Origin of the sequence: Paenibacillus senegalimassiliensis, from assembly GCF_001486585.1 — a bacterium.
GTDB lineage: Bacteria > Bacillota > Bacilli > Paenibacillales > Paenibacillaceae > Fontibacillus > Fontibacillus senegalimassiliensis.
The window spans coordinates 1,226,527-1,251,924 of the sequence record NZ_LN909046.1; the positions used below are offsets into that span (position 1 = coordinate 1,226,527).

The following is a 25,398-nucleotide window of genomic DNA, read 5'->3' on the forward strand; positions in this document are numbered from 1 at the left end:
AGCGCGACAGGCTAATCCTTCAAAGCTCATTTTTCTTGGCTTGCTTCAAGCTTTTGCGGTTAGATAATGCGGTTCTTCGGCTGGTCTTGGTTAAGTCTCGGGCCTGCCTTATGGCCTGGCTGTAAAATCCCAGCAGTTGCTGACTGGGTTCGTCCCAGCCCTGCGTCAATGCTCCGCCCCGGGCAGCGGTGGCCATGGTCTGCAAGAGATCCACATCTCGCAGACGCAGTACCGCTTCTACCAGAGCGCCCTTCACCTCGGGCTCGAACAACAATCCGGTCACGCCCTCCTCGATCTGCTCCCGCGTAGGACCGCTTGCAGCAGCCACCACCGGCAAGCCCGAGACCATCGCCTCCAGCAGCACCAGACCCAGCGTTTCCGTCGTGGACGGAAACACAAACACATCGCTGGAGGCATAGGCTTGGAACAATTCTTCCCCATGCAAAAATCCGGTGAAGACCGTGTCCGTCCCTGCGAAATAGGACTCTAGTGCTGTCCGGTGAGGACCATCGCCAACAATAGCCAGACGAAATTCACTAGATGCGAGTAAAATATCACGAATACGTTCAATCTCCTTCTCCGCAGCGAGCCGTCCGACATACAATAGCAGCCGTTTGTCACTCTCTCCATCGGAGAGCCGATGACGCATCTCCTCACTATGATGTTGTGGACCAAGAGCCTCCGTGTCCACTCCCCGTTGCCAAAGCTGAATTCTCTGGAAGACCTGCTCCTCAAGCTCGCCAAGCACAGCCCGGGAGGTGCAAAGATTGAGGTCGGCCCGATTATGGAGCAAGCGTAGATACGTCCATAGCACAGGCTTTAACCAAGGCAGCTTATAATAATCAGCATATTGCGGAACATGAGTATGATAAGAAGCCACTAGCGGGTAGCGCCTTCCATACGCAATTCCCGCCACGCCAAGAAGTGCCGGATTTACTACATGTACCACATCGGGACGATGCTGGCGCAGCAGTTTGCCTACCTTCCAGTGAGGCAGAGAGAGGGGCAGATTGGGATATAAGAAGAAACGGAAGGAAGGGATGCTATAAATGGCCGCTCCCTCAAATTCGCCAACGCCCTGATCAGGACAAATCACGATAACCTCATGTCCCTGTCGCACCAGCCAACGGATACTATGGGATAGCCGCGTAACGACTCCATTCGTCGAGGGATAGAACGTCTCTGTAATGATGACAATTTTCATCCACCTTGCTCCTTCATCCCCATTTGACACCGGGCAGCACATTGTCCAGAACCACACGGTTCTTATGAGCTACTGCGGTCTGAAAGATATCCAGCAAGACATGATCAGTCAATAACTGTGGCTCCAATCCTAACGCTTGTAGCTTCGTATTTTTCGCATGGAAATAATGTTCTTCCTTCTCGACGCGTGGATTATCCAGATGAGCAATGTTGACGGCATAACCTTCCTGCTCCGCCACCCTCTTGACCTTCTCTGCCAGATCCAGCACGGAGAATTCTTCTGTGAACTGATTGAATACTCGAAACTCGCCGCGGTCGGCTGGATGATCTACCGTAATCTCGATACATCGCACTGTATCCGCAATATTCAGAAATCCCCGGGTTTGCCCTCCCCGTCCGTAGACAGTCAAGTCATGCCCGATTGCCGCTTGTACAAGAAAACGGTTCAAAGCCGTACCAAACACACCGTCATAGTCAAAACGATTCGCCAATACCGGGTCAAGTAAGGTCTCTTCGGTATGCAGTCCATACACAACCCCCTGGTTCAAATCGGTCACTCGCAGCCCCCAAATTCGGCACATGAACATCAGATTATGGCTGTCATGTACCTTGGACAGATGATAGAAAGAGCCTGGTTGCTTGGGGTAGGGCAAAATATCCTTGCGTCCATTATGTTCAATCTCAATGTAACCTTCCTCGATGTCGATATTCGGCGTACCGTATTCCCCCATCGTTCCGAGTTTGATCAAGTGACATTCAGGGGCATACTCTCGAATGGCATATCCCACATTCAACGTCCCTACCACATTGTTCACTTGGGTGAATACAGCGTGTTCCCGGTCTACCATGGAATAAGGAGCAGAACGCTGCTCGGCAAAATGCACGAAGGCATCGGGACGGAACTGACGCATAACTTCACCCAGGAAATCATAATGGTTCAGATCCCCGATATAATAAGTGATGTTGTGTCCCGTGAGCTCCCTCCAGCGCTCTGTACGCTCTTGCAGCGTAGCGATTGGAGTCAAGGAATTCGAACGCAATTCATCATCCCATTTACGTCTGGCTAAATTATCAATGATGGCTACCTCATGTCCTCGTTTGGATAAATAAAGCGCCGTTGGCCATCCGCAAAACCCGTCACCACCCGCAACTATAACGCGCATCGATTTGTTCCTCCCTTTAAGTTGGTTGAAGATTACAAAACAACCATAACATTGGAATATTAAGGAGAAATAAAATGGTTGGGCTTGGCCCGGTTCGTGCTACAATAAGATTTGTGTGTTGAAAAACGTATGGCGTTAAAGACTTACATTTTTAATTGGAGGAATTCATGATGGAATCTTTTGAGGTCCTGCTAGAAAAATATGCGGAGTTGGTCATCAAGGTAGGCGTTAACATTCAGCCAGGCCAGAACTTGATGATTACATCCCCGCTGGAAACGGTGGAGTTGACAAGGCTGCTGGTAGCTAAGGCTTACCGGGCTGGTGCCAAATATGTTCACGTCGATTGGGAAGATGAACAATTGATGCGAATTCGTTACGAGGAAGCTAGCGAGGAATCGCTGAACTATTATCCAAAATGGCTGGCCGATATGGCGGAGCAATTCGGTGATGAGGGCGGAGCGGTCATGCGGATTAAAGTCCCTGACCCCGAGTTGTTCAAGGGTATAGATTCATCCAAGGTGTCCACGGCTGTCAAAGCAGCAGCCCAAGCGCGGCAGAAGCATTCTGCCCAAACCCGCAACAATCAGATCACCTGGTCGCTAATCAAAGCCCCTACCCGTGCCTGGGCAGACAAGGTATTTGCCGATCTGCCGGAGGAAGAGCGGATTCCGGCCATGTGGAAAGCTGTCTTCCAGATGAACCGCGTCTATCGTGAGGACCCGGTAGCCGCCTGGCGGGAGCATATTCAGGAGCTCAAGCTAAGACAAGAGCAAATGAATACCAAACGTTATAAGAAACTACATTACCGCGCGCCCGGAACGGACCTTGAGGTGGAGATGCCTGAAGGCTACTTATGGTTAGGCGGCGGGGATACGAACGCTTCCGGCACTTACTTTGTAGCCAATATGCCTACTGAGGAAATTTACTCGATGCCGCACCGCAGCGGTGTTAATGGTACAGTGACCAGCACGATGCCGCTGAACCTGAATGGACAACTTGTCGAAGGATTGAAGCTGACCTTCCGGGACGGCAAGGTTGTCGATTATGATGCCACATCCGGACGGGAACATATGACTCACCTGCTCGCCACGGATGAAGGAGCTTCTCATCTGGGCGAAGTTGCTCTGGTGCCGCATAGCTCCCCCATTTCACAGTTGAACCGTATTTTCTACAACACCGGGATTGATGAGAATGCCTCTTGTCACTTTGCTTTAGGCAGTGCCTACCCGGTCAATATTGAAGGCGGTACCCGGCTGGGTAAGGAAGAGTTGCTGGCCAGAGGGGCTAATGTGAGCCTGACGCATGTGGACTTCATGATTGGCTCTGCGGAGCTTGATATTGACGGCGAGCTTCCGGATGGTACGATAGAGCCTGTGTTCCGTAAAGGTAATTGGGCCTGAACAAATAGAATTGAACAAGGGCTATGCCTGCACCTGCAACCGAGGTGCGGCATAGCCCTTTTTTTGCCCCTCCCCCCTCTTTGCGGGTAAAATTAGCGATTTTGGAAATAGTATAGTCATTATCTTCAGGTTCCGACGGGAGGCTCACTCTTTGCAGGAAAAAGTCAGCGCAGGCCAACTGGCCTCGATTATCATATTGTTCCAGATCGGCAGTTCATCCTTGTTCCTGCTGGCCAGCGATGCCAAGCATGATGCCTGGATTTCCGTATTGATTGCCATGCTCATGGGCTTGGTCATGTTAATCTTCGTGACGATGCCTATACAAGCGAAAGCCCCACAGGCCAGTCTGATAGAAATACTCAACCGGTACTTTGGCAAATACCTCGGCTTTATCCTCGGTCTATCCTTTGTCGGATATTTCATTTACAAATCCGTGCGGAACGTCCGGGAATTTGGTGATCTGGTTATCCTCTACATGCTGCCAAGATCGTCGCTTGACGTCATTATGCTTGTGCTGATGTGTGTGGGGGCCTATGCCATATTCCATGGCCTGGAGGTCTTCTTCCGGGTAGGTCAATTGGTGCTTCCCTGGCTGCTGGTGATTTACATTGTACTGTTTGTCCTCTTGTTTGCATCTGATCTGGTTGATTTCAAGCGGCTGCTGCCGTTGCTTGAGGAAGGCTGGAAGCCAGTTTGGGATGCCGCAATTCCGGAAGTTATTTCTTTCCCCTTTGGGGAGATGGTGGTCTTCCTCATGTTCTGGAAGCATCTCGCCCCGTTTGACAAATTCAAGAAATTCAGCTTGATCTCCTATACCTGTTCCGGGCTGTTCATCGTCCTTACGAATGTACTGATTATTACCGTACTAGGAGACATATCCGGTGCCTATGTTGTCCCATTCATGTTCAGCACCAGCCTGATTCAAATCGGCGGTTTTCTGGAACGGATGGACCCCTTTGTCAGTCTGTTGCTGTTCGGCGGCGTGTTCTTCAAACAAGCAACCTATTACTTGGCAGCCGTTCTGGCAGCCTCAGAGCTATTCAAGGTCAAGCACCGGACTATGGTTATTCCCGTCGGGGTGGCTATATTTATCGGGGCCCGGTTATTTCGCAGCTATATTGAGCAGATTCGAGTGGGATTTGATTATAATCTCAAGCTGCATTTCCCCATCTTCCAGATTGTATTGCCGATCATTCTTGTGCTGCTCATGATAATTACGCATTGGATCAAGCGTAAGCGCAAGAAGAAGGAGAAGGAGAAGGAGAAGGACCCTGTCAGTAACCCACCGTCAAATGAATAAAGCAGGAGCGAATCATATGAAACCTACTCAAGAGTCAGTAAAGCCACAACCGGTTCCATTATCATCCCGCTTGGAGGATAATCTCGCGCGGCTTCAACATTCAGAGCAAACCCGCTCAGACATCGTACTCCGCCTGATTCACGATTCTATTACGGGCAGCAAGGAGTTTGCACTTGTCTATATCGAGGGTCTGGTGGATATCGCTTCTATTAATGAATCCCTCGTTCGCCCCTTAATGTCGGCGATGTCAGGCTTTGAGGAATCTACGGAGGAGCGGTTCACCGAAATTCGCAACTGCGCGGCAGCCACGGGGCCCTCGGAGATTATTGAAGATATAGATGCTTTGTGGCAGCAAATCATGCAAGGTAACACTGTTATTCTGGCCGAAGGATTTAATCGGGCCATCTCAGCCGGGACTTCCGGGGGCGAATACCGCAGTCTGACCGAGCCAACAACACAAAATGTGATTCGCGGCCCGAAGGAAGCTTTTACAGAGAACCTGCGCACAAATACCTCGCTAATCAGTCGCAGGCTGAAGTCACCCAAGCTACGGGTTGAGGACAAGGTTATTGGCGTGCAGACTCAGACTAATGTATCCGTGGTCTACCTTGAAGGGATTGCCGAAGCCTCTGTAGTCAAGGAAATTCATAAACGGCTGGATCATATCGATATTGATGCCATTCTTGAGAGCGGATATATTGAGGAACTGATTGAGGATGCGGCACTGAGCCCCTTTCCTACCATATTCAATACGGAGCGTCCGGATGTGGCGACGGCGGGACTTCTCGATGGACGGGTTGCTATCATCGTTGATGGCACTCCCTTTGTTCTGCTGGCTCCAATCACGTTCTTCAGCTTCTTCCAATCCAGCGAGGACTATTACCAACGTTTCTACATCGCGTCCTTCTGGCGAATGTTGCGTTTTGGTGCCTTCTTTGTGTCACTGCTGCTGCCGTCCTTATACATTGCCATCACCACGTACCATCCCGAGATGCTGCCCACCACATTGCTCATCAGCCTGGTGGCCCAGCGTGAAGGGGTCCCTTTCCCCGCTCTAATCGAAGCATTCATGATGGAGATTACCTTCGAGATACTGCGCGAAGCCGGGGTCCGTATGCCCAAAGCCATCGGGGCGGCCATCTCCATTGTCGGCGCCTTGGTGCTGGGGCAGGCAGCGGTCGAGGCCGGGCTGATCTCGGCAGCTATGGTGATTATCGTATCTTTTACCGCGATCTCCAACTTCGTCCTCCCCTCCACGAACCTGTCGGTCACAGTGGGCTTGATTCGCTTTTTGCTGATGCTCCTGGCAGGTGGGCTGGGATTGTATGGAATCATGGTTGGACTGATGGTGCTCTGTATTCATCTGGCCTCCTTACGCTCGTTTGGTGTACCTTACCTGATGCCGCTCGCACCGTTAGTATGGAAAAATTTGAAGGATGTCTTTATCCGCCTTCCCCTGTGGAAGATGCGCACCCGTCCCGCCGGCGTCACCGGGCCTAACCGTATTCGTGAAGGAAAAGACCAAAAGCCTGCGCCCCCAAAAGTCAAGTCGAGAAAGGAGTAGTCCCATGGCGAAGAAAAAGTTCATCCCGGTGTTATGCTGGCTTTGTCTCATGAGTACTCTCTCCGGTTGCTGGCATCAGACTGAATTAACCGACCTGGCCATCGTCTCGGCGAGTGGAGTGAACTGGAAGGATAAGCAATGGGAGCTTACTTATCAGCTCCTCACTCCGGCTAATGCCTCGGCCAATGCCAGCGGTGGCCCAGGTTCTGGCCCGCCCATCAGTGTACTGTCTACCCAGGGGGAGACGCTGCGCAAGGCATTCTCCAACAATGAAATGGAAAATACTCGTCATCTCCATCTTGGCAACAGCCGGGTCGTGGTCATCGGTGAAGCAGCAGCCAAGTATGGATTGAATTCCTTGATTGATGCGTATTTGCGTAATCCTCAGGCCAGAGAAACCGTAGATGTTTTTGTCTCAAAGCGCGATCCTAGGCTGCTGGTATCCCAGCTTATGTATCTGGAGAAGAATACCGGCGAAGGCATTCACAAATTGATTGATAAGGAAAACAAAGCTACTTCGATTTTGCCAAAAGTGAATATGTTTGATCTGGCAAATCAGTTGGCAGGGTCGTCCAAATGTGCTATTATTCCTGAGCTGATGCTTTCAGGTTCTGTAGAGACGGGCTCGACCAAGGCGCTGGAGACAACGATTTCCGCATCCAAACTCAAGCTTGGCGGACTGGCCGTGCTCAAATCAGGCAAATTAACCGGATGGCTGAATCAAGATGAAGCACTGGGTATCGCCTTTATCCGCAACCGGGTAAAGCAGGCTGTCATCCCCTTCTCGTTCCCAGAAGCAGACAATGAAAACAGAAACGGGGCAACCTTTGAAATCTCGGCCAATTCCACTTCGTTGAAGATGCGCCGGGAACAGGGCAAAATCATCGTGGACGCTACCCTGAAGGTTGAAGGAATGATCACCGATACCGAGTTCAAGCTGGATGCCACAGACCCTGGGCATGTTCAGAAGCTGGAACAAATCATCAAGAAGCAACTGCTGGACATTGTGTGGCAAGGCTGGAATGGCGTGCATGAATTGAAAGCGGACGTCGTTGGTTTTGCTGAAATGTTCCGTCGCAAATATCCAAAGGAATGGCGGCAAATTGAGGATCAGTGGGAGAATGTCTTTGCTGACATCGAGTTTAAGCCCACTGTCCAAATCACCATTGAGCGTGTGGGACTCACCAACCAATCCTACCAGGAATTTGTGGAATGAGATATTGTCCACATGGTGTTACAAATGTCATAGTCTGCTATACTGATAAAAAAGATAATTTAAGCTGATAACAATATTTTATTGACTATTATACTAACTATTATTAGAAAAGAAGGCTTATACCATGAATTTGAAGCAATACACTCCTGCCCTCAGGAAACCGATTAAGGCATCTCTAAAACCAGCACAGGAGGTCGCCATTGTTCTGCTCGGCGGACTGCTGGTCGCTGCCGGACTCAACCTGTTCCTCATTCCCCACAAGCTGTTATCGGGAGGTGTGGCCGGGATTGCCTCCATCATCGGTTATATGACAGGATGGAATATTTCTCTTGTCTATTTCCTGGTGAACCTCCCCTTGATTGCCTGGGGCTGGAGAGCAGTAGGAAGACGATATATTGTATTAAGCTGTATTTCCGTCGTCAGTACGACCTGGTTCATGTCTCTCATTCCTCAGGTTCAGTTGACTAAGGACCCGATTCTGGCTGCTGTATTCGGTGGCATTATCTCCGCTGGAGGCATCGGCTTCTCGTTACGAGTCGGGGGTTCTACCGGAGGGCTGGATATTCTGGGTTCCATTCTGACGAGAAAATATGATTGGCCGATGGGGAACATCCTCTTTCTGTTGAACGGGGTTGTTATTCTGGCCCTGGGCTTCTTCCAAAGCTGGGACCTTGCCCTCTACTCCATGTTGTCCACCTTCGTGAAGGGTAAGGTTGTCGACATGATTCATATCGGACACATCAAGGTCACCTGCTTTATTATTACGAAGCAGAAGGAACAGATGCTTTGCGGGCTGCGCAAGCTGCACCACGGCATTACGTGCATTCACTCTGAAGGCGGTTATCGCGAAGAAGAGAATTGCACGCTGATGACGGTAACCACGCGTTACGAGTTGGCGGCAGTCCGCAAGGCTGTAGCTGAGGCTGATCCCAATGCCTTTATGAACGTAGTACAATCCGCTGAAATCTATGGCCGATTTGCCAGACCACCCAAGGTATAAGGCATGCCCGCCATCTAGCATATAGAGACAAAGAAGCTTACGAACCGCCATGTGACAAGCTGCGGTTACGTAAGCTTCTTTGTTTTTGCACAGTTTTCTATATCAGGAGCCGGCTCCCCGGTATTTCTTGACCCCGAAGTTCCACGCCGTAAGCCCGATAGCCAGGAAGACGATGCCCACAAGTGGGGTCAACCAAGCCATCTGCTGCATCTCCTCCCGCTCCAGAAACAACGAGGCGGGGTACACGCCAACGAAGGCGAATGGCAGGACCCAGGTCAATAACACCTGAATCGCCCGATTGTAAATCGTCACTGGGTAACGACCATAACCTTGGACATTATACATCAAGGGCAAAATACCCGTAGGCGCGTCCGAGTAGAAGGACAACGAGGTTAGCGTGGTGTAAATGCCGGTATAGATGGCTGTTGCACTCAAGGTGAACAGCAGCATGGCCGGAATCGTCCACCATTCCATGCCGAGACCAAGCTGCCCCCCGCTGACGATCATAATGATAACTCCGATGATCGAGCCCACCAAAGCTGGCGGGTCCACATTCTCAAGGAAGATCTGGAACAAATTATAGGCCGGACGGGTCATAATTCGGTCCATTTCCCCCTTGACGATATACCGTTCGCTGAACCCCCACAAGTTAATAAAGCAACTGAAGATGCCAAATGGTACCATAAAGAATCCGTAAACGAACACGACCTCACTTTCACTCCACCCGCCCAAGCTATTGGTATGCATGAAGATGACGAAGATAAAAATCAGGTTTGTCGCTTGAAATAGCAAGTCGGAGATGACCTCCACCCAGAAATCGGCGCGATAGGTCAAGCGAGTCTTCATATAATTCTTCAAGTATTCGCCAATCAAGCCCAAATAGTACATACTCTGCTCAACCCCCTTGCACGAACAGGCGTTTCCGCGAGGCGCGGTATAGCCATATCATCGGAATTAGCAGCAGCAGGAACCACACGACCTGAACGCCCAGCACACCCCAAATGGATGCCCCCTGAATTCGTCCCGTGAAGACGGAGCCTGGCAAATACGTAATTGCCTGAAATGGCAGGAACGTCATGATGCCCGACAGCCAGGAAGGAAACAAGCTGATTGGAATGATCAGTCCGGAGAATAAATCCACAATCACCCGCTTCATGCGCATGAAGCCTTCGTTATTTTCCACAAAAAAGGCCATCAGCCCGGTAATTACATTAAGCTGCGAATTAATCAGGAAGCTGAAGAACAGCATGACGAGAAAGCCCGCCCACGCCTCGGGTGCTGTAGGCAATTGTACCGGATAAAGCAGCATCGCTACGGCCATCCCGGGAATCATTAACATCATGAATCGAAACATGCCTTCGCCGAGCCCCTGCATCATTTTGACCATAATATAGTTATAAGGACGAATGAACTGGATCGCAATGCTGCCATCGCGAATATCGGTGGAGATTTCCCGGTCGAGATTATTGAAGTAGAAAGCCCGGGCCATCCAGGAAACCGCGAGATACGTCGTCATCTGTGAAGCCGTAAAGCCCCCGAGTTCCCCACCACCGCCATAAATGGCCTTCCATGTAAAATAGTACACCCCAATGTTCAGCGTATAAATCAGAATTCCCGAATAATAGTTAATGCGATAGGCAAGCATCGTCAGGAAACGGATGCGTATAAAATCGAGGTATGCCCCCATCGTGTTAGACATGAATCACCGCTCCTTCGCGGCTGTCCGCCTTCTCCCCGGATTTGTTCTCGGCTGAACCGGATTGATAAATACTGCGCACGATCTCATCGGTATTGGTCTCTATAATTTTGATATCTGTAATATCAGCTTGACCGACAACCTGGCCCAGCACTTCTGATACGCCGATATCGCGGGGAATCCAGACCTTGGCATTCAGATCATTCTCGGCGCTCCAGATTACCGGTTGTTGTCCGGTCCAGGCCCGCAATTGATCCAGCTTGGTCGCGGTGCCGAACTGGAACAACACTTCCTTGCCCGTCCCCCAGCGGTCCTTAAGTTCATCCAGCCCGCCATCATAAATAATCTGGCCATCGTCCAGCATAATAACTCTGGAGCAAAGCGCCTCGATGTCCTGCAAATCATGTGTTGTCAGCAAAATTGTCGTTCCATGCTCACGGTTCATATCCTGCAGGAAATCACGAATTTCCGACTTCACCACTATGTCCAAGCCGATGGTCGGCTCGTCGAGAAACACAATGGAGGGATTATGCAACAGCGCCGCTACCAATTCACAGCGCATCCGTTGCCCTAAGCTCAGCTTACGTACCGGACGATTGAGCAGATCCTGCAACTGGAGACGCTCCACCAGTTCATCCAGCCGTTTCTTATAGTCAGCCTGCGGTACGCGGTAAACCTTGCGTAGCAGTTCAAAGGATTCTATCACGCCGATGTCCCACCAAAGCTGACTACGTTGACCGAACACGACGCCGATATGCTGGACGAATTTCTCCCGCTCGGCATAAGGGACAAAGCCCCCGACCGATAGATGACCAGACGTCGGCACGAGAATGCCGGTCAGCATCTTGATCGTCGTCGACTTACCCGCTCCGTTCTCTCCGATGTAGCCGCAAATCTCCCCTTGCGGAATGTCGAAGGAGATATCTTTCACGGCGGCTACTTCGTTGTATTCCCTCTTGAATAAATCGAGGAAGGCCCCTTTGAGGCCCTGGCGATTTTTCTGCACTTTGAATGTTTTGCGCAAATCACGCACTTCTATAGCTGCCATGTTATGCTGTACCTCATTTCTGCTTCTTTGTTGAAACCCCGCTAAAAATTATATAGTAACTTCCACAAAAGCACCATACCCTGCAAGAAAGTGGCTATCCCTGGCCCCGCTTGCCCTCTTTAGCTCCACATGTTATAGTGCCGCTTTTTCTGTTATCATAGGGGCAGGAGAAACATACGAACAGATCACGAACAGATTAAGAGTAGAGAGAGGAAATGACTCATGAGCTTTCCATTAACGCAGCGTGTCATCAAGCTGCTTTGCGGCCGGATTTCCTATGAACGGGGCGAAGCCTACTATAAGACGGGTAAGGTTACTTTTCTGCGCATCGACCACGGGTCCCGGGTGTATGAAGCTACGGTATCAGGGACCGGGCACTACCATGTCTCGGTACAGCTTGACCAACATGGGGAAGTTAAGGCGGAATGCAATTGCCCTGCCTTCTACTCCTATAACAATTATTGCAAGCATATTGCCGCTGTTATGATGGGAGTTCACGATATGCAGCTAAATGGCAAAGCTCCGGTACGTGCGTACCCTTCCCTCCTGCACCCTACCCACTCCCATGAGGAGCAACGACGAGGGCGGGATATTTCTTCCCGCGATATCTGGATGACCCGTGATATGATGCAGCTCTTCGAGGAAGAGTCACAGCAGCCACTGCGTGCAGGTACGAGGTTTGATGCGCGGACGCCACTGGAGATTGAATTTACCCTTCACCCCTTCTCTTACGGCTATCGCAAGTATTTGTTTGGCCTGGAGATGAAGATTGGGTCCAAGCGGCTTTACATCGTGAAGAATATACGCGACTTCCTGGACAAGCTCTCTCGCCGGGAGCCTTATAGCTTCTCCAAGCACTTTATTTATGATCCGGCGCAGCACAGCTTCCATCCTCAGGATGAGGCCCTGATTCAGAAAATGGTGGAAATATACCACAATGAGCAAATGTATCAGGAGACGCTTAGCGGCTTCTCCAGACATACAGGTCGTGGAACAAGCGGTGAGCGACTGCTGCCAATTCCGGCGTTGCTTTGGGAAGCCGTGTTGCCGTTGCTCCTACAGGCTCCTTCGGTACAGCTTGAGCAGGATGGACAGATGTGGAGCGGAGTGAAGCTGTCGGAGGAGATTCTCCCCTTGCATTTCGATCTGAATCAGAGCAGTGATATCAGCTTTGAATTCACAGCCCAAGGTCTCGATGATATCACAGTCATGGAGACCTATGGCGTCATTCTCTATGATGGCCGCCTCATTCGTCAGACTCCGGCACAGGTTCGGCGACTGGCTGAAATGAAGCATATGCTGGCAACGGCCCGCAAGCGGCATATTATGATCTCTTCAGAGCAAATCGAACCCTTTGTCGAGAGAGTGCTGCCGGGGCTGATGAAGCTCGGAAACGTTGATATCGAAGAGAGTGTCGCTCGCCGCATGGTACGAACCAAGCTTGTAGCCAAGCTGTATCTGGACCGGATCAAGGACCGCCTGGTCGCCGGATTGGAGTTCCAGTACGGTGATATCGTATTTAACCCGCTAGAAGAGCATGGTCCCAAACGGGGAACGGATCTGATTCTGCTCCGGGACGGAGATAAGGAACGGCAAATTCTTGAGTTGATGGAATCAGGTCTCTTTACGCGGACAGAGAGCGGCTACTTCCTTAATGATGAGGAAGCGGAATATCAATTTCTCTACCACATCATTCCTGAGCTTGAGAAGCTGCTGGAGGTTTATGCCACCTCGGCGGTCAAGACAAGAATGATCCATGATCTCAGACCGCCCAAAATATCGGTCGAACTCGATGAACGGACGGATTGGCTCGAATTCCGCTTCAGTATGTCCGATATTGGAGAATCTGAAATTCGCGGGCTGCTGCAAGCCCTGGAGGAGAAGCGCCGGTACTACCGGCTGCCTGACGGAGCCTTCATGCCACTGGAAAGTGATGAATTCCAGGAAATCATCAACTTCATGAACGAGGTTGGCCTCCGTCCTCAGGATTTTGGTGGTTCAAAATTTCGGGTTCCGCTAACGCGGGGACTGCATATCAAGGAAGAAGAACTGCAGGGCAGCGCCGTACGACTGGGCAAATCATTTCGGGAGTTGCTGCATAACCTGCGGCGTCCCGGAAATCTGGAATTTGCGGTTCCACCCCAGCTTGCTCCGGTGCTTCGCGATTATCAGGCCTATGGCTACCAATGGCTGAAGACGCTGGCCCATTACCGCTTCGGAGGGATACTTGCCGATGATATGGGGCTGGGCAAAACCTTGCAAAGCATCGCCTTCATCGTGTCGGTACTACCGGAAATTGCTGAATCCGGTCAGCCTGCGTTGATCGTCGCCCCCGCATCGTTAGTCTATAACTGGCAAAATGAATTAACCAAGTTTGCCCCTCAGGTCAAGGTAGTCATAGCTGACGGGAGCAAAGCTGAACGGGTTCGAGCGCTGCGTGAGGCGGATTCTGCTGACGTCGTTATTACTTCTTACCCCCTGCTGCGTCGCGATGTTGACCAATTTGCCGAGCTGTCCTTTCATACACTGATTCTTGATGAAGCTCAAAGCTTCAAGAACCATGCCTCGCAAACGGCGCAAGCGGTAAAGAGTCTGCAAGCCCGACAGCGGTTCGCCTTAACCGGAACACCGGTAGAGAATTCGTTGGAAGAATTGTGTCCATCTTCAATGCCGTATTTCCCGAGCTGTTCCCCAGCCGGCAGGCCTTTGGCGAGTTGTCCCGCGACAAGATCTCCCGGCAAATTCGTCCATTCCTGCTCCGTCGCTTGAAGACAGACGTGCTTAAGGAGCTGCCCGAGAAGATTGAATCCCTGCAAGCGAGCGAACTGCTGCCAGAGCAGAAGAAGCTCTACTTGGCTTACCTCGCCAAGCTTCAGCAGGAAACGTTAAAGCATCTGGATGCCGATTCGTTTGGTCAAAATCGGATACGCATCTTGGCCGGATTAACCCGGCTGCGGCAGCTTTGTTGCCACCCTTCCCTATTCGTAGATGGTTACGAAGGTGGCTCCGCCAAATTTGATCAACTGCTCGAAATGATTGAGGAATGCCAAAGTGCAGGCAAACGTGTACTGATATTTTCACAGTTTACACAAATGCTGGATTTGATCGGGCGCGAGCTCGGATACCGGGGTCTTCCCTTCTTCTATCTGGATGGCAAGACACCTGCGGCGGACCGGGTCGGACTATGCCAACGCTTCAATGATGGAGAACGTGATTTGTTCCTTATTTCGCTGAAGGCTGGGGGCACGGGACTTAATCTCACTGGAGCGGATACGGTTATTCTGTATGATCTATGGTGGAACCCTGCCGTTGAACAGCAAGCCGCAGATCGTGCTCACCGGATTGGACAGAAAAACATTGTACAAGTCATCCGACTCGTCGCCCAAGGCACTGTAGAGGATAAAATGTATGAGTTACAGCAAAAGAAGAAGAACTTAATTGAAGAAGTGCTGAAACCGGGACAAGAAGCGTTATCAGCACTTTCGGAAGACGATATTCGCGAAATATTGATGATCTGACAAATCGGCGAAAGTATGTGTTTAATTGGTGAGTTCGGGACAATCTAAGGTGAGGGGTATACCCGCCATCAAGCGTTAGAGGAGGATCATTATGGTACATCATGAAGGGCATGAGCCGCAGGATGAGTCCAAGCTACGTAATAAAATGGATCATGAAGGGGATTCACTTGCGGAGAAGAAGAAAATGCAAAACGGAGTAGATATTGAGCCGGAAGCCGATGAATGGGTGGCCAAGCCGGTGCCTTTCGCCGATGGCGATACTGATTCCGAGGAATAACTCACTTATGACGTATATAATCCGCAGCAGCCTTTTGCGCTGCTTGCGGATTATTTTTTATTTTATAGCGTTGTTGCATCGGTTGGGGTGGTTGCCCCACTTGCGCGAGTCCCTCTCTTCTTGGCCGACACGGTGTAGACCATTAAGTATACTAGCAGGAACAGACCCATAAATGCCGCAGAATATCGATACATTATGGCGTAATTGGTCATGGATGCGATAGCACCAAGCAGAACTGCCCCTACGGCCACACCGAAATCCATTGAATTGTAGAACATACTGTTGGCCGAGCCATATTGTTCCGGCTGACAAACCCGTAGCATCCACGCCTGAATCGTAGGCTGAATAGCCCCGAAACCAAGCCCGTAAAGCAGAGCCGAACAAATTAACATGGGCATGGATGTGGCAAAGGACAGAACCAGCATACTGGTTACCACCACTAAAGCAGCCGGAATAAGAACCCTTGCCGGGCCTTTCGCATCAAACATGCGGCCAGAGATCGGGCGAATCAGCATGACGGTGAGCGCATTGAATAGGAAGAACAAGCCAACCTGCTCCAGATGAACAAACTCGCCGAACAGGGCTATAAAGCTAAGTAACCCGCTATACGTGATGGATAACAGCATATTAAGAAAAGCGGGAAACCATAGTCCGCGAATCCACCGATCCCTGGTTCCCTTTCCACTCTTGGCAGCAGTGGGCCGAACCGCCCGAGTCTTGGGCAATGCACGGCTGAGCAGCAGCAGCGGAATCATCAACAACACCGTAAGGGTTCCCCCTAACGTAAGCACGTCAAAGCCCAACTGCTTCATTACGTTGAGGCCGATCATCGGCCCTACAGACATCGCCAGGCTACTGGACAAGCCGAAATAACCGATACCCTCCCCCATTCTGGATAAGGGAATAATTCTCGATACCAAGGTCGGCAATATGGTACTACCCAGCCCGAAGCCAACACCATAGCCTGCTCGTACCATCAGTAATTCCCCAATGCTACCTGCCCCGGCATTTAGCGCCGTCATTCCGGCCGCAATCATCAATCCCACCAATAGCAGTACATTTGGTGAGTATCGTCTCAGTAAGGCTGAAGCAAGAAATCGCGTCAATATAGCCGATAAGGCGAATACGCTAGTAATCAGGCTGACTTGCAGATCACTGGCTGCGAACTCGCTTTTGGCATAGGACGAGAACGAAGATAATAACATATGCAAATTTAAAAATAATAAAAACGCCGAGATCGTTAATGAGATAAATGATCTCGTCCAAAGCGCTTCTCCTTCTTGTTGTAACGGCATTTCTCTCTCCTGCTCTCCTATGAAGTCTTGTTCTTATGATTCCTGCTCTGCCTGAATACTAAGCTGGAGACTGATTCGTTGCAGCAGTTCCATCAGCATGCTGTATTCATCCTTACTCATCATGTGCTTCACGTCCTCGGTAACACTCTGCTCCAACGGCAGGGTTTCCTGAATCAGCGCCTTCCCTCGCGCTGTGCTGTACACAAGAAAAGAGCGGCGATCCTGCTTGCCCGTTTGCTTGTGCACCAGTTCTTTGTGTTCCAGATGATCGATGATTCGGGTGGTCGTGGGCTTGTCCTTCCCTGAACGATCGGCTATCTCCTTCTGAATGAGTCCGTCCGCCAAATCGATCTGATACAACACCGCCCATTGCTCTGGCGTAATGTCAAAGCCCTTCAACCGCTGCTGTAGCAAAGAGGCGATCTTCCGATAAGCTACGCCCATTATAAATCCTATCGCCGGCGCTCTCTCGGGCTTCATGATTGTCATGTGCGTTTCTCCTTTTTACCAAAATAGTTGTCTAGACAATTATATATAGGTCAACTATATCTGTCAAACAACAATCGATCGCTCCCCCTATGCCTATGTGTTTATTTGCTGCTGATTAGGTAATCATCTTTTCCCTTTTCATCCTGCGCGAATACACTGGTTCTACAACGTGCAATTAAAATGTACTTAAGGAGACTTGCGTTTATGAAGACCACCCGGCACCCACGCCATGTCGTCAGCAAGTGGAAGAAAAATGAGGTACTGATGCAGCACAGAACGATACGTTCACATCTTCCCGATTCCATGCGCTTTAGCCGTGAGCATCTGCTTCACATGCTGCGAAAATACAAGATGGTTTATGTTAAACCTGTCAACGGAACTTGGGGTAAAGGCGTCATCCGGGTAGAGATGGTTTCGACCTCCGGCGAAGGAACCTATCAGTATCATCTGGATACGACGGTCCGAACCTGCTCCTCCTTTGACGAGCTTTATGCTGCCATTTGCAAGCGTAAGTTCAAGAAGCGTTACCTGATTCAGCAAGGCATCGATCTGCTTCAATACCAGAACCGTCGTTTTGATCTGAGAGTCATGGTACAGCGCACCTCGCAAAAAGGCTGGAAAACGACCGGAATTATCGGCAGGTTAGCTCATCCTCGTAAAATTGTGACCAATTACCATAATGACGGGAAGCTGATACCTGTAGAGAAGTTGTTGGCTCCCCACTTGAGGGAGTCTTACCTTCCAGCTTATTTGGCCACACTGGAAAGCCTGGGTGAGAACATTGCCGAGCATTTAAACAGCCGCTTCCCCGGAATTCGGGACCTTGGCGTGGATGTAGCCCTGGACCAGAAGCTTCGTCCCTGGATTCTTGAGGTCAATACCTCACCAGATCCTTATATCTTCCGCAAGCTCAAGGACAAGAGCATGTTCCGTACCGTGATGCAGTATGCACGCGCCAATGGCAAGCTTAAAGCATAATGAACTAAAGGACAGAATATCCGGTACGTCTTGTCTTCCGGTATCCTGTCCTTTTTCGCTGATTAGAGTTCCACCTACATTACAAATGACTGATAGACACTCATGAGCTTCGTAGCTGTTTGCTTCCAGCCAAATCGGTTGACCGCATGTTCCCTCGCCTTCACCGACATCTCCTTTGCGGCTTCGTGATATTGCACCAATTGCCAAATCCAGCGAGCATGCTCTTCAGGCTGATTGTATTCATCCACCAAATACCCATTCTCACCATGCCGGATGATCTCGCCAATCCCGCCAATGTTTGATGCGACAACTGGCAAGCCACACGCCATCGCCTCCACGTTGACCAGCCCGAATGCCTCATGTTCCTGCGAAGGACAGGCCAGACAATCTGCACTCTGAAATTGACGATGAATGACCGCATGGGGAATTCTCCCTGTGAAGCGGACCGGAACTCCCTTGTGACGGGCCAACTTATGCAACTCTCTCATATATCCTGGTCTACCTCGGCCAACGACAGTCAAGGTAACTTCCTTCCCTGCCTTCCGTACTAAGCTGATCGCTCGAATCAGCACCGGAACTCCCTTACGTGGAATAACCCGGCCCGCAAACAAGATGTTGAATTTGGCAGACGGCGCTTTTTGCATATTCGGCTTGAACCGATCCGTATCCACCCCAAGATGAACTGTAACCATTTTGCTACTGTCCTCGGGAAAGCGCTGCGACAGACGGGTCCTGAGCGACTCACTATTGACGATAATCATATCAGCTTTAGCCAAACATTGACTAATCTGATTCGTTGGCCTGACAAACGTTAGAGAATGCAGAAACAAGGATATGGGTATCTTAGGAAAGGTTCTCTTCAATTTCGCCATGTAATAGGGCCGGTTATCCACCTGGATGAGGTCATATTGTCGTCCTCTGACATAACGTAGCACCGAGACCATATAAGCACGAGGAGTTCCCGCACTTACCCGGATAATTGTCAAATTACCCATTCGGCTTATACGAGACAGATTCCTTGCCCGTCTGCTAACCAGTGTAATAGTATGGCCAGAAGTTGCCCACTGCCGTGCAATAGCCAGCATACATATTTCCACCGACCCATTGCCGGGAACCGGGAACTGCTCGGGTGCCACCATCAGAATATTCATTATCCCTATGTCCTCCCTTACCAAATGGCCTGTATCTATTCACTATATGCGCCACAAGGGAAATCCGCACCCCCGCTAAAAACCTAACCTCACCATCCAATAGTATAAAAAAGTATACTATACTACATATTTGTGCGTACTTGTAACTTGGGACCATGTGGTCTACCATGATAAAAGACAACGTTTCATATTAGATTTAAAAATAAAAGGAGTGGTAGCCCGTGAGTTCCAAACTATTTACCCCGTTCACCTTAAAAGAGGTTACTTTCAAAAATCGCATCGTCATGTCTCCGATGTGTCAATATTCAACTCCCCAGCAAGATGGGATCGCCGGAGATTGGCATAAAATTCATTATGCTACTCGCGCCGTTGGCGGCGTAGGGCTTATTATAATTGAAGCAACTGCTGTGTCTCCTGAAGGGCGAATCAGCTATAAGGACCTTGGCATTTGGAGCGATGAGCATGTGGCCGGGCTTAAGGAAATTGCCGATCTGGTTCATCAAAATGGCTCTAAAATCGGCATTCAGTTAGCCCATGCCGGACGCAAGGCTGAACTAGAGGAAACGATTCTGGCCCCTTCGGCCATTCCGTTTCCGGACAAGAAGACACCTAAAGCAGCGGACGCCCAGGAGATTCAGAAGATTATTTCCGAGTTCCGGGATGCCGCCCGTCGTACGCGGGAAGCTGGGTTTGACGTGATTGAAATCCATGCTGCTCATGGCTACCTGTTGAATGAATTCCTGTCCCCTGTTACGAATCATCGTGAAGATGAATACGGTGGCAGTTCAGATGGCCGCTATCGTCTGCTTAGTGAGATTATTGAAGCAATCAAGACTGAATGGTCGGGTCCACTCCTTGTACGGTTATCAGCAGAAGAATACGATCCGCAGGGCAATTCGCTGGAGCAATATATTGATTATGCTCGCCGGATGAAGGAACAAGGTGTCGATCTCGTGGATTGCAGCTCTGGTGGCCTGGTCCCTGCATCCATTCATCCTTATCCCGGCTATCAAGTCAATCTAGCCGAGCAAATTCGGCGCCAAGCCGATATCGCTACGGGAGCTGTTGGCCTGATTACCAGCCCGGCTCATGCCGAAGAGATTGTAAGCAATGATCGGGCAGACCTTGTTTTCCTCGGTCGTGAGTTGCTTCGCAACCCTTATTGGGCTTATGAAGCGGCCAACGAGTTGCGCACTACGCTCGATCGCCCTGCACCTTACGAACGCGCTTAATTCAGTTCATGCCGTGAATTGTTAGTGTGATTACAAAACAGCCCCCTGCTTGCTAACCGGCGAGTGCGGGGCTTGTTGTTTTGTATATCTATTCAAGATAAGCTTGGCTTTGCTTCCGTGCAGCTATATAATTTGGAGAGTGAATTTGGCAAGGAGTGAGTCTGATCCATGAACAAGCTTCGCATTCTAGTTATGACCGCAGTTGAGGCAGAACGAGCCGCCGTGATGCGCGGACTCGGCAGCTATGAAGGTGCCGAAGTGCGAATCGCAGGCGTTGGCCCGGCAGCAGCAGCGGCTTCCACCGCAAAAATTCTCGCTTTGGCTGGTGTGACCGGAGGGCTACTATCCATCCCCACAGAAGATCGGCCCCGTGGGAACAGCTTTGATCTCGTAATTAGCGCTGGGATTGGTGGCGGGTTTGCAGATGTCGCACCTATCGGTTCATTGGTCGTGTCAAGCGATATCATCGCGGCTGATCTGGGAGCGGAGACACCGGAGGGTTATGTCAGTGTAGATACCCTGGGATTCGGGGCTTCACGTATCATTGCGGAGCAGGATCTCTCCCGTCGCTGGATTCAGGCACTGCAAGCCGCCGGTCTAACGGCAAGCCTTGCACCAGTGCTGACGCTTTCCACCGTCACTGGAACGTCTGCAACCACGCAGAACCTCTCCTTGCGCTACCCGGGGGTTGGCGCAGAAGCCATGGAGGGCTATGGCGTTGCTGAAGCGGCAAGGCAGTTTGACTTGCCTGCACTTGAGATTCGCGCCATCTCCAATGTGGTTGGCCCCCGTGATCGGGAGTCTTGGAAGATTGGCGAAGCCTTGCAGGCTTTGGAACAAGCCTGCACTATATTAACGGAGGTGCTGTCATCATGAAAATTGCTTTTTCACCTTGCCCCAACGATACCTTTGTATTCCATGCCTGGGCGCATGGCTTGATTCCCGGGGCACCTGAATTGGAAGTCACCTATGCCGACATCGACATTACTAATGGGCTCGCCGCTTCCGGAGAAGGCCCTGAGGTACTGAAAATATCCTACGCCGCCCTGCCCTGGGTGCTGGACGAATATGCCTTGCTACCCTGTGGAGGCGCTCTTGGCCGCGGCTGCGGCCCCCTGGTGCTAACCAAAGGTTCCGCCACCGGCGCTATTGATGCAGCAGCACTGTCAGGCCGCCGCGTTGCCGTTCCAAGCGAACGCTCAACCGCTTATTTGCTATTTCGACTATGGGCTGCAAAGCATATCCCAGGTGGCGTAGGCGAAATTATTGTAATGCCATTTGACGAGATCATGCCTGCGGTACAACGCGGCGACATCGATGCCGGATTAGTTATTCATGAAGCTCGCTTCACCTATCCCTCCTACGGCCTGGACCTATTACAGGATCTTGGCAGTTGGTGGGAAGAAGATACGGGGCTGCCTATACCGCTTGGTGCCATCATCGCCCGGCGCACAATGGATTTACAGCAGCTTGCCCGCTGGACAACGGCATCCGTAGAATATGCCTGGGCTCATCCTGAGGCCTCTGCCGAGTATGTCATGAGCCATGCTCAGGAGATGTCACCTGATGTAACCCAAGCCCACATCGATCTCTACGTCAACAAATATACGGCGAACTTGGGTGAAGACGGATATGCCGCAGTCAGTGCCCTGCTGGAGCGCGCAGCCGCCGAAGGACTCGTGCCCAAGATCGATCCTCTCAAGCTCAGGGGAGATTGGAGCTTGTAGGGATTGTTGAAAACAGCTATTCCTACAAAACGGCACCTTTCAAGCCAGAGTTTATGCTCTGGTAAGGAAGGTGCCGTTTTTTTGCGGAATAACTGCTTCATGGGCCCTGTTCTTAAGCAATGCTCAGGCTCCGCCGCCAAAACGCTTGCGGTAACCGCATTTCCGGCACAATTCCTCAACCGCCTCACGCCGGGAGAAGCCCTCATACAACCGATTTGCCCTTTCCCCTTCAATGATCTCGGAGAACGGAGTCTCGTTGATGTTGCCCAGATTAATCACGCCTTCCCCATCCAGGCAACATGGAATAACCGTGCCATCCACGAGAATTCCCGCCTGATTGCGCAAGCCGTGGCAAAAGCCTTTGCCATCATCTTCTTCCGCCCTGAGGTCAGGCCACGCAAATTCATAATCCTGATTCAAATAGACCCGTTCAGCTAGCTTAATTCCACCGCCGGGAACGATTCTCTCTTCAATATGGTAATCAAGCCCGAATTCACGCTCAATGAGCTCCAAGGTTGCCCGATTACGGCTGCGCTCCAGATTTGTCTCATTGTCCTGAGTCAAATTCCACAGCCGGAACGATACCAGCAGCTCGGAAGTAGCTATCGCTTCCTGAACAAAGGACAAAATATGGCTGACATATCCTTCTCGATCTGTCGAACCTTCATGTCCGTCAAAGCTGTGCAAGGAGAAATTGATCTGTCTGAGCGCCGGCTTCCCCAGCAACTTATGCCGCACCTTGGGCAGCAATGTGCCGTTCGTCGTAATATTGACTTGAAATCCCTTTTCATGGCTAATATCAAGCAATTGATCAATCTTGGGATGCAGCAGCGGCTCCCCTTTGACATGAAAATAAATGTAATCTGTATGCGGCTTGATATCATCGAGAATCTTCCGGAAATCGTCGATTTCTATGAATTGAGATTTACGTTGCGTCGGTGGACAAAAGCTGCAAGCAAGATTGCAGATACTGGTTGTTTCGATGTAAAATTTTTTAAACTTTTTCATAAGAACCTGCTTTGTTCAGTTATAGTTATTCTCTATTCTATCTCAATTCGCATCGAAACCCCAGCGGTAAAAATATAACTATCGCCCATATCGCTATACTGCTACGTATCTGTCACCATGCCAGGCGTAACTACACTTCCTTATGGTATTGCCTGTGCGGTAATTCTGATATTCTCGACGATAATTGGTGTTCCTGCCAACAAAGTGTCCTGGGATAAATCCAGAGTCAACAAATTCGGTTGCAAAGTGAACAATCTGCCCTCTTGCATCATGCCATTAATATATATATTGCTATAGGAATCTGGACCAACTCCGTCAAAAATTGCCGGATTATTTCCGTTGTCATTCGTAAATTCATTCGCTGGAATATCCACGGTTCCACCGCCAATCGCTGTAGGGGGGACATAGAAATACCGGAACACGGTAGGCGTGACCAAGATAGCCCCACCCGGAGGCCCAACGGCTCCCGTTGCACCGGTCGGCCCCACCGCTCCCTGCGGCCCTTCAGCACCGGTTGGCCCTGTCGCACCAGTCACTCCCGGCGCTCCTTGCGGTCCTGCTGCTCCGGTCGCCCCAGTCACTCCCGGCGCTCCTGCTGGCCCTGCCGCTCCTGTCGCACCAGTCACTCCGGGTGCTCCTTGCGGTCCCGCTGCACCCGTCGCACCAGTCACTCCCGGCGCTCCTGCTGGTCCTGCCGCTCCCGTTGCCCCAGTCACTCCGGGCGCTCCTGCCGGTCCTGCGGCTCCCGCCGCACCAGTCACTCCCGGCGCCCCTGCCGGTCCCCTGCTGGTCCCGCTGCTCCTGTCGCCCCGGTCACTCCTGGTGCCCCTGCTGGTCCTGCGGCTCCAGTTGCACCAGTCACCCCCGGTGCTCCTTGCGGTCCCGCTGCTCCTGTTGCACCGGTCACCCCCGGTGCTCCTTGTGGCCCTGCTGCTCCTGTTGCACCAGTCACTCCCGGTGCTCCTTGCGGTCCCGCTGCACCGGTCACTCCCGGCGCTCCTGCCGGTCCTGCTGCACCCACTGGCCCCGCTGCTCCCGGCGCTCCTTGCGGTCCTGCTGGTCCCGGTGGGTCCTGCGGATCTGCTGGTCCGACCGGCAACGTGCAAGGCACCGCCACCGGGAGATCGCAACGCGCCTCACCAAGCTTGAGTGGCGCCTTGGTTCCACCTGGTCGCTTTTGACATATCGCTCCCTTGCGACCAGGCACCTTTTTCCAACGTCTTGTATCGCAACGCCGGATCTTTCTTTTAATAGGAGTACCCTTTCTCCCCTTTACCTGTTTGCTACGCCAACTCCCGTTTTTATTGCAGCGCCTTTCAACTTTAACCATCACGCAACTCGTAGTGCGCTTTGCCGTTGTTGCCATCCCTCTACCTCCCGCTGAGATTTTCCTCAAGCTTCACTCGCTCCCATATCATATGTCGGCTTGCTTGGCGGCGAGATAGACGAATATCCCCCAGTCCAAAATGCAAAAAATCCATGATGAACAGGGGAAGTACGCCGTCTCTATTAATGAGATTGTTTCATTATATGATTATGTATCGGATCTTTCGGTACGATCAGAGATTAGGAGGTGAATTTCATGCCCGTAGTTAAACCCGTATTCAATGCTGTATCTACTGCTCCTGTAGCTTCCGGAGGTGAAGTGACCACTACAGTTACACCTACTGTTACACGCTATTTCGCAACCTTAACAGCCGGTATGATTAGTGAAACGGATACGACTATTCCTGCTGCCAGCTTTGTTGATGATGCAGACGGCCCGGTGACAGATCTGCCTACGCTTACTGGCAGTGACTACTTCAATGTCTATATCAACGGCGTTATGCAGCAAGCTTCATTGTCCACGCTGTCAACGGCCAGCCTTGTGCTGGATACTACTGATTTGTTCGCTGGTATTCCTGTCCAGTTAGAAATTGGTAGCTTTGGAGACGTAACTTCAGCAATTACAACGCCTCAGACCATATCAGCACCAGAAATTACGATCCTCACGTAAAAGCGTATTGACGAACCTGTCTGCTTTCTTCTACAATGATTGCAGTGATAATAGAGCGATGGAGTTCGCCTTAACCGCTCGGATGAGCTGATGACTCCTACCAGTTGATACTGGTAGGAGTCTATCTGTTTTTAAGA

General features: G+C 50.9%; 22 protein-coding genes, 1 pseudogene and 1 riboswitch. Of the genes and pseudogenes, 12 read left to right on the forward strand and 11 right to left on the reverse strand.

Annotated elements, in window-relative coordinates; all coding sequences use genetic code 11:
* Positions 1–19: 19 nt before the first annotated feature.
* Together BN3279_RS19705 and BN3279_RS19710 are read right to left on the reverse strand one after the other, a co-directional pair.
* On the reverse strand, positions 20–1,204 hold the full coding sequence (locus tag BN3279_RS19705; protein ID WP_059053226.1) for a glycosyltransferase family 4 protein: 1,185 nt from the start codon (positions 1,202–1,204) through the stop codon (positions 20–22).
* A 13-nt stretch (positions 1,205–1,217) separates the two neighbouring features.
* Positions 1,218–2,366 carry an NAD-dependent epimerase/dehydratase family protein gene (locus tag BN3279_RS19710; protein WP_059053228.1) on the reverse strand — a complete coding sequence of 383 codons (1,149 nt, stop codon included), beginning with the start codon at positions 2,364–2,366 and terminating at the stop codon, positions 1,218–1,220.
* Positions 2,367–2,536: 170 nt separating this feature from the next.
* Here BN3279_RS19710 and BN3279_RS19715 point away from each other — a divergent pair, with 170 nt between their 5' ends.
* The 5 genes from BN3279_RS19715 to BN3279_RS19735 all read left to right on the forward strand — a co-directional run bounded on the left by BN3279_RS19715 (position 2,537) and on the right by BN3279_RS19735 (position 8,846).
* Positions 2,537–3,766: an aminopeptidase gene (locus BN3279_RS19715; RefSeq protein ID WP_059053229.1), complete on the forward strand. Its 1,230-nt coding sequence runs from the start codon at positions 2,537–2,539 to the stop codon at positions 3,764–3,766.
* 151 nt (positions 3,767–3,917) lie between these two features.
* Positions 3,918–5,066 carry a GerAB/ArcD/ProY family transporter gene (locus BN3279_RS19720; protein WP_059053230.1) on the forward strand — a complete coding sequence of 383 codons (1,149 nt, stop codon included), beginning with the start codon at positions 3,918–3,920 and terminating at the stop codon, positions 5,064–5,066.
* 16 nt (positions 5,067–5,082) lie between these two features.
* On the forward strand, positions 5,083–6,630 hold the full coding sequence (locus tag BN3279_RS19725) for a spore germination protein (protein ID WP_082673198.1): 1,548 nt from the start codon (positions 5,083–5,085) through the stop codon (positions 6,628–6,630).
* A gap of 4 nt (positions 6,631–6,634) precedes the next feature.
* Positions 6,635–7,846, forward strand: coding sequence for a Ger(x)C family spore germination protein (locus BN3279_RS19730; RefSeq protein ID WP_059053232.1), 1,212 nt, complete (start codon positions 6,635–6,637; stop codon positions 7,844–7,846).
* Between the two features lie 124 nt (positions 7,847–7,970).
* A complete protein-coding gene (locus BN3279_RS19735; RefSeq protein ID WP_059053233.1) occupies positions 7,971–8,846 on the forward strand; it encodes a YitT family protein in 876 nt (291 codons plus the stop codon).
* A gap of 102 nt (positions 8,847–8,948) precedes the next feature.
* Here BN3279_RS19735 and BN3279_RS19740 read toward each other — a convergent pair whose 3' ends face one another.
* The 3 genes from BN3279_RS19740 to BN3279_RS19750 are packed head-to-tail and all read right to left on the reverse strand — an operon-like array spanning position 8,949 to position 11,590.
* On the reverse strand, positions 8,949–9,734 hold the full coding sequence (locus tag BN3279_RS19740; RefSeq protein WP_059053234.1) for an ABC transporter permease: 786 nt from the start codon (positions 9,732–9,734) through the stop codon (positions 8,949–8,951).
* A gap of 7 nt (positions 9,735–9,741) precedes the next feature.
* Positions 9,742–10,545: an ABC transporter permease gene (locus BN3279_RS19745; protein ID WP_082673148.1), complete on the reverse strand. Its 804-nt coding sequence runs from the start codon at positions 10,543–10,545 to the stop codon at positions 9,742–9,744.
* Entirely contained in the window at positions 10,538–11,590 is a 1,053-nt protein-coding gene (locus BN3279_RS19750; RefSeq protein ID WP_059053236.1) for an ABC transporter ATP-binding protein, read from the reverse strand. Before BN3279_RS19750 ends, BN3279_RS19745 begins: the two co-directional genes overlap by 8 nt.
* A 222-nt stretch (positions 11,591–11,812) precedes the next feature.
* Here BN3279_RS19750 and BN3279_RS19755 point away from each other — a divergent pair.
* Positions 11,813–15,108: pseudogene (locus BN3279_RS19755) on the forward strand (DEAD/DEAH box helicase).
* Between the two features lie 91 nt (positions 15,109–15,199).
* Entirely contained in the window at positions 15,200–15,385 is a 186-nt protein-coding gene (locus BN3279_RS19760) for a hypothetical protein (protein WP_059053238.1), read from the forward strand.
* Positions 15,386–15,447: 62 nt separating this feature from the next.
* Here the strand turns inward: BN3279_RS19760 and BN3279_RS19765 are convergent, their stop codons facing one another.
* Together BN3279_RS19765 and BN3279_RS19770 are read right to left on the reverse strand one after the other, a co-directional pair.
* Positions 15,448–16,680: an MFS transporter gene (locus tag BN3279_RS19765; RefSeq protein WP_059053240.1), complete on the reverse strand. Its 1,233-nt coding sequence runs from the start codon at positions 16,678–16,680 to the stop codon at positions 15,448–15,450.
* 33 nt (positions 16,681–16,713) lie between these two features.
* Positions 16,714–17,169, reverse strand: a complete 456-nt coding sequence (locus tag BN3279_RS19770) for a MarR family winged helix-turn-helix transcriptional regulator (protein WP_059053242.1) — start codon at positions 17,167–17,169, stop codon at positions 16,714–16,716.
* A 204-nt stretch (positions 17,170–17,373) separates the two neighbouring features.
* On the opposite strand from BN3279_RS19770, the gene BN3279_RS19775 reads away from it, so the two are divergent.
* Positions 17,374–18,147 carry a YheC/YheD family protein gene (locus tag BN3279_RS19775; protein WP_059053244.1) on the forward strand — a complete coding sequence of 258 codons (774 nt, stop codon included), beginning with the start codon at positions 17,374–17,376 and terminating at the stop codon, positions 18,145–18,147.
* A 74-nt stretch (positions 18,148–18,221) separates the two neighbouring features.
* On the opposite strand, the gene BN3279_RS19780 is transcribed toward BN3279_RS19775, so the two are convergent.
* Positions 18,222–19,298 carry a glycosyltransferase family 4 protein gene (locus BN3279_RS19780; RefSeq protein ID WP_059053246.1) on the reverse strand — a complete coding sequence of 359 codons (1,077 nt, stop codon included), beginning with the start codon at positions 19,296–19,298 and terminating at the stop codon, positions 18,222–18,224.
* Positions 19,299–19,519: 221 nt separating this feature from the next.
* Here BN3279_RS19780 and namA point away from each other — a divergent pair, with 221 nt between their 5' ends.
* From namA to BN3279_RS19795, 3 genes are all read left to right on the forward strand, one after another.
* Positions 19,520–20,530, forward strand: coding sequence for an NADPH dehydrogenase NamA (gene namA / locus BN3279_RS19785; protein WP_059053248.1), 1,011 nt, complete (start codon positions 19,520–19,522; stop codon positions 20,528–20,530).
* A gap of 168 nt (positions 20,531–20,698) precedes the next feature.
* Positions 20,699–21,406: a futalosine hydrolase gene (locus BN3279_RS19790; RefSeq protein WP_059053250.1), complete on the forward strand. Its 708-nt coding sequence runs from the start codon at positions 20,699–20,701 to the stop codon at positions 21,404–21,406.
* The gene (locus BN3279_RS19795; RefSeq protein WP_059053251.1) at positions 21,403–22,257 is read left to right on the forward strand and encodes a 1,4-dihydroxy-6-naphtoate synthase; all 855 of its coding nucleotides are present in this window, start codon (positions 21,403–21,405) and stop codon (positions 22,255–22,257) included. Before BN3279_RS19790 ends, BN3279_RS19795 begins: the two co-directional genes overlap by 4 nt.
* A gap of 123 nt (positions 22,258–22,380) precedes the next feature.
* On the opposite strand, the gene BN3279_RS19800 is transcribed toward BN3279_RS19795, so the two are convergent.
* From BN3279_RS19800 to BN3279_RS24385, 3 genes are all read right to left on the reverse strand, one after another.
* Positions 22,381–23,265 carry a radical SAM/SPASM domain-containing protein gene (locus BN3279_RS19800; RefSeq protein WP_059053253.1) on the reverse strand — a complete coding sequence of 295 codons (885 nt, stop codon included), beginning with the start codon at positions 23,263–23,265 and terminating at the stop codon, positions 22,381–22,383.
* A 140-nt stretch (positions 23,266–23,405) separates the two neighbouring features.
* Positions 23,406–24,026 (reverse strand): DUF4183 domain-containing protein, encoded by a 621-nt coding sequence (locus BN3279_RS24380; RefSeq protein ID WP_059053255.1) that lies wholly within the window; start codon positions 24,024–24,026, stop codon positions 23,406–23,408.
* Positions 24,023–24,472 (reverse strand): collagen-like protein, encoded by a 450-nt coding sequence (locus tag BN3279_RS24385; RefSeq protein ID WP_222860894.1) that lies wholly within the window; start codon positions 24,470–24,472, stop codon positions 24,023–24,025. Before BN3279_RS24385 ends, BN3279_RS24380 begins: the two co-directional genes overlap by 4 nt.
* A gap of 375 nt (positions 24,473–24,847) precedes the next feature.
* Between BN3279_RS24385 and BN3279_RS19815 the strand changes: the two genes are divergently transcribed.
* Positions 24,848–25,261 carry a DUF4183 domain-containing protein gene (locus BN3279_RS19815; protein WP_059053259.1) on the forward strand — a complete coding sequence of 138 codons (414 nt, stop codon included), beginning with the start codon at positions 24,848–24,850 and terminating at the stop codon, positions 25,259–25,261.
* Between the two features lie 45 nt (positions 25,262–25,306).
* Positions 25,307–25,368: riboswitch (Fluoride riboswitch) on the forward strand.
* Positions 25,369–25,398: the final 30 nt, after the last annotated feature.